Below are 4,553 nucleotides of genomic sequence, written 5' to 3' on the forward strand. Positions count from 1 at the left end.
CGGTAAGGCCCTCGCCCAGCCTGACGATGCGCGAGAAGGCATCGATGACGCGGAACTGGCCATGACGCGTCGGCACCGCGACCAGCAGGCGGCAATTGTTGGTGCCGAGGTCGAGCGCGGCAAACACCGGCAATTCCTGAAGCGGTGGCGGCGTGCGGGCACCTTGCCCAGGCCTTGGCGGCGTTGCCGGGGCTGAGGGCGGAGCCGCTGGCTGGGGCGGGTGAGCGGCCGGCGCCTCGTTGGCGGCGGGCGCCGAAGTGCCTGTTATCACCGGATGAGCCTCGTCGCGCGCGAAAACCTTGCGCCCGCGCCGGCGCTTGCGCCGCTTCTTGGGTTTGCCGTTCTGATGCGGGCCGTTCTGACCCTTGTGATCGTGGGACGTGTCGCCAGCCTGTCCATTGCCGGACCGGGGCTGCACCTGACGGCCGTAGCGTCCGGTGGATGGGCTTGCCTGGCCGGACGGCGTCGGCGAACCCCTGGACACGCCCACTTCCGGCGCGCCAGCGCCGGCGTCGTGGTCTTCCACTGTCGTTCCTTCCGGCGCCGCGCGAACCGAGACCGGACGCAGCAGGCGCTTTTACATGTTCAAGTTGCGGCCAGACTATCAGCGCCGGGCCGGATCACCAAGAGTGCTCGCGGCGAATTTTGCCGGCGGCGTTGTCTCGCCCGTGCCCTCGGCGGAGAATGGCGCGCCTTCCCGGTTGAATAGCCGGCTTCAATGAGGCATTTCTGAAATGGAGGGGTAAACCATTCGGGACCGCGGGCGGTTTTCCTGCTGCGAACCGGAAAACGGGTACGGGCTGCAAACGCATGATCCTCACGCCATGAACTGGAGGCGCTATTTCTGGCCCGTGATCGGCATCGCCGCGGTGGTGTTCTCGCTGTGGCTGCTGCTGCACGAATTGCGCGGCATCTCGCTCGACGACGTCTGGGACGGCATCGTCGCCATCCCGGCGCGCGGCTGGGTGCTGGCGGCGCTGAGCTCGGTCATCGCCTATGCCTCGCTCGCCGGCTACGACCACATCGCGCTGCTGCACATCGGCAAAAAAGTCTCGTGGCTGTTCGTCACCTTCTGCTCGTTCACCACCTACGCGCTGTCGCACAATATCGGCGGCTCGGTATTTTCCGGTGCGGTGATCCGCTACCGCGCCTACGGCACCAAGGGCCTGACCGGGCAGGATGTCGGCATTCTGGTGGCGATCTGCTGGATCACCTTCGTGCTGTCGACGCTGTTCGTCTCAAGCATCGTCCTGCTGCTCGAGCCCGAGGTGATCGACCGGTTTTCCGGCACGCCGCACCACAGCCTGTCGCAAGCGGCAGGGCTCGCCATGCTGCTCGTGGTGGCGGCCTATGTCTTCGGCAGCTGGCTGCATCTGAGGCCGCTGAGGATCGGCAGCTTTCAGCTGCACTACCCGGCGCTGCCGATCGTGGCGCGGCAATTGCTGGTCGGCCCGATCGAGCTGCTGGCGGCGGCGGCGATCATCTTCTTCGCCCTGCCCGCCACCGGCAATCCCGGCTATTTCATCGTGCTCGGCGTCTTCCTGGTGTCGTTCTCGATCGCGCAGATCTCGCATGCGCCGGGCGGGCTCGGCGTCTTCGAGGTGGTGTTCCTCGCCGGCTTGTCACATATGGACCAGGTGGGCGTGCTGGCGGCGCTGCTGGTATTCCGGCTGTTCTACCTGATCATCCCGCTGCTGATCGCGCTCGGCGTGGTGCTGTATTTCGAGCGCTCGCAATTCAGCCGGAGCGCGAATTGACGCGCCGGAAGCCGACGATTGAGCCCAGACACAGGGTTGACTATTTTCCGGCGGCGGCTACAAGGCACGCGCGGCGACATCGCCGCCCTGCCCGCGCGGTTTTCAACAACCGCGCCTGCTGGGGAATAGGTTAACGGTAGACCCACGGACTCTGACTCCGTTAGTCCTGGTTCGAATCCAGGTTCCCCAGCCAGACCTCTTTTTTACTTATGTTTCAAACATTTAGCTAACATTTAGAAATTGCTAAGTGTCACAGACAAGCGGATGATCCACATGGTGTCCTATCCGCATCATTCGGGACCGGGAGGCGGCATGGATCTTCGATGGTCAATAAACCTGCTTGAGGACGGCGCTGTCGTCACTCAGGAAGGCGAATATCTCGGAACTTGGGGAATCGATGAATCGGACGCGATATATGAATTCACGCCAGACGGTGCAGCTGAGCCGTTGCTGTGCAGTGGATTTGTGAAGTTCCTATGCAATAGCATTGAACAGTGGCACAGCCAGCAACAGAGCGGCGGCGCGTGAAGTCCATCTACCCTTCTACCCGACCGGAAACGACCGATATCATGGCACGGTCATAAGGCTATATGCCTGTAGCGCCGAGCCGAGAATGCAGAGCGCCGACAGGATACCAGCACCTATCCCCGCCCAATGGGTCCAAGTGATCCAGCGGTTTGTGCCGTCATCGAACTTCGGCCAATGCGTGATTACTCCCTCCGCTCCGGATCTAGGATCGACGCGGTAGCGGACAGTGGAGTTCCGCTCTGAGGCATCGTCTCGGGGCCTGGAAATAAGGTCATCCGCTCAAGTGGCCCGTGAAAGGAAATCTTCGAAACAAAATCAGGATACGCTGACTTCACGTGTGCTGCACTTATCTCGGCTCTCGCGAAGCGTATAAGTGTAGCGGCGGCCTCCGCGCCAATCAAACTCCCTTTCAAGTTAATCTGTTTTGTTAGCCTTTCCAACGCCTCCTCTGTGCAAAATGTATAATCATTTGACTACGTGGGCTGTTATCATGGCGCGATCCCCCGATCGTTCTCGCGGGGGATATTTGCAGCCTCGCTAATGTACGTCACCTGTCCGATGGGACAGTTGACGCGTTTAGGGGTGGATCAGGCGCCGGCGCACTGCCTCGACGACCGCCTGCGTGGTCGTTGCGACACCAAAAGCCTCGCGGGCCCGCGTTGAGTGCCATTTGACCGTGCGTTCGGTCAGGCCGAGGATCTGGGATGTTTCCGACGAGGTCTTGCCGGCCGCGGCCCACAACAGCACCTCTTTTTCGCGGTCGGTCAGCACGCCTTCATCGTCATCATTATCATCCGCCAAGGCCTGGATCGACATGCCGGCATAGACCGCCATGGTCACCAGTTGCACTTGATGGCGTGGCGAGAGGGTGCAGGACTTCGCGGAGGAGGCAAACGACAGCACGGATTGCCAATGGTGAATGCTGAGCATCGGTACAGCGAAGCCGCTCCAGATGCCGAACTCCGTCGCCTCGCCGGCGACACGTCTTGAACCTTCCGTATCCGACCACTTTGCCGGAACCTCGGACAGTCTTTGCCGAGTAGATGCAAACACCATCGACTGCGGCATGCTCGGCCTCGACATAGCGTTCGAACCAACCGGCCGGCCAGCCATTCAGTTCAACCATCGGTGCAAGTTTCTGGCCACTGAGCGGCACACCGCTCAGGATAAGGTGCTCGAAGCCGAGATTCCTCACGGTATCAAGAAGGTCGCTCAGCAGCGGCCCGGTGGCTGTGTGTTTCCTGCAGCGTTCGACAAAGTCGAACACGTCTGAATCGATCATCACAGAGACCCCCGTCTCCACGCCCCGAAAACAAAGTTTAACTCAAATTAGCGACTCGAATACTCCCAATAAGTGTGTCCGCCACGCAGGACGCGTGGACCAAAATCAGCTAAATCAGCCGGATTGTGATCAGCAACACAGGACCAGAAAGCATGACGCCACCACTGCCGAAACGAAACGAGCCGTTCCGGGCCGGCGAAACCGCACTGCTGCTGGTCGACATGCAACGGGTCTGGCTCGAGCCCGGCGCCGATCCGGCGCATCCGGAGCGTGGGCCCGATCACTATTTCTACCGGCAGACGGCGTCGCAAACGATCCCCAATCAACAGCGCCTGCTGGCGGCGGCGCGGGCCAACGGCGTCGAGGTGATCCACACAATCGTCCAGAGCCTGACCGAAGACGGCCGCGACCGTTCGCTCGACCACAAGCTGACGCCGATCCACATCGCGCCGAGCCGGCCGGAAGGCCTGCCGGTGCCGTCGCTGGCGCCGGTCGGCGACGAGATCATGCTGCCGAAGACATCGTCGGGCGTCTTCAACTCGACCAACATCGATTATGTCCTGAAAAACCTCGGCGTTCGCTACCTGATCGTCGCCGGCATCATGACCGACCAGTGCGTCGACATGGCGGTGCGCGATGCCGCCGATCGCGGCTATCTCGTCACCTGCGTATCAGACGCTTGCGCTGCCGCCTCGCAGGAGCGCCATGACGGCGCGCTCGAGGCGTTCGGCGGCTATTGCTGGATCGCCGACACCGCCATCGTTACTGCCCGTTTCGAAGTTTTGGGAAAAGCTGCATGACATGGACCGTCGAACCGCTCGTTGCCGTCGTAACCACCGACCTTTCGGCGATCACGCGCGGCCGCTCGGTCGTCGAAAGCAGGCTGCAGACGATCGCCGCGACCGGTGTCGGCTGGCTGCAGGCCAATCTGTCGCTGACGCCGTTCAACTCGATCGTCGACGCCAATCCCTGGGGCTCGTCAGGCG

6 protein-coding genes, 1 tRNA gene and 2 pseudogenes are annotated in these 4,553 nt (G+C 61.8%); 6 read left to right on the forward strand and 3 right to left on the reverse strand.

The genetic code is table 11. From position 1 onward, the window contains the following. Positions 1 to 526, reverse strand: a pseudogene (locus E5W70_RS30710) (Ppx/GppA family phosphatase); the annotation flags it as partial. 298 nt (positions 527 to 824) lie between these two features. Between E5W70_RS30710 and E5W70_RS30715 the strand changes: the two are divergent. From E5W70_RS30715 to E5W70_RS30725, 3 genes are all read left to right on the forward strand, one after another. Next, the gene (locus E5W70_RS30715) at positions 825 to 1,757 is read left to right on the forward strand and encodes a lysylphosphatidylglycerol synthase domain-containing protein (protein ID WP_292665016.1); all 933 of its coding nucleotides are present in this window, start codon (positions 825 to 827) and stop codon (positions 1,755 to 1,757) included. Between the two features lie 119 nt (positions 1,758 to 1,876). Beyond that, positions 1,877 to 1,950 (forward strand) — tRNA-Gln (locus E5W70_RS30720). A gap of 80 nt (positions 1,951 to 2,030) precedes the next feature. Then, the gene (locus E5W70_RS30725; protein WP_292665017.1) at positions 2,031 to 2,285 is read left to right on the forward strand and encodes a hypothetical protein; all 255 of its coding nucleotides are present in this window, start codon (positions 2,031 to 2,033) and stop codon (positions 2,283 to 2,285) included. Between the two features lie 576 nt (positions 2,286 to 2,861). Here the strand turns inward: E5W70_RS30725 and E5W70_RS30730 are convergent. Continuing rightward, complete coding sequence (locus E5W70_RS30730; RefSeq protein WP_366509764.1) at positions 2,862 to 3,119, reverse strand: helix-turn-helix transcriptional regulator; 258 nt, start codon at positions 3,117 to 3,119, stop codon at positions 2,862 to 2,864. Continuing rightward, positions 3,076 to 3,441, reverse strand: a complete 366-nt coding sequence (locus E5W70_RS30735) for a hypothetical protein (protein WP_292665020.1) — start codon at positions 3,439 to 3,441, stop codon at positions 3,076 to 3,078. Before E5W70_RS30735 ends, E5W70_RS30730 begins: the two co-directional genes overlap by 44 nt. On the opposite strand from E5W70_RS30735, the gene E5W70_RS30740 reads away from it, so the two are divergent. The 3 genes and pseudogenes from E5W70_RS30740 to E5W70_RS30750 all read left to right on the forward strand — a co-directional run. Beyond that, positions 3,352 to 3,558: a hypothetical protein gene (locus E5W70_RS30740; RefSeq protein ID WP_292665021.1), complete on the forward strand. Its 207-nt coding sequence runs from the start codon at positions 3,352 to 3,354 to the stop codon at positions 3,556 to 3,558. The two genes, E5W70_RS30735 and E5W70_RS30740, sit on opposite strands and share 90 nt — an antisense overlap. A 161-nt stretch (positions 3,559 to 3,719) precedes the next feature. After that, positions 3,720 to 4,367 (forward strand): isochorismatase family cysteine hydrolase, encoded by a 648-nt coding sequence (locus tag E5W70_RS30745; RefSeq protein WP_292665018.1) that lies wholly within the window; start codon positions 3,720 to 3,722, stop codon positions 4,365 to 4,367. Continuing rightward, positions 4,364 to 4,553: pseudogene (locus E5W70_RS30750) on the forward strand (glutamine synthetase); the annotation flags it as partial. The gene E5W70_RS30745 and the pseudogene E5W70_RS30750, both read left to right, overlap by 4 nt.

The sequence above is a fragment of the Mesorhizobium sp. genome (assembly GCF_005063415.1).
Taxonomy (GTDB): domain Bacteria; phylum Pseudomonadota; class Alphaproteobacteria; order Rhizobiales; family Rhizobiaceae; genus Mesorhizobium.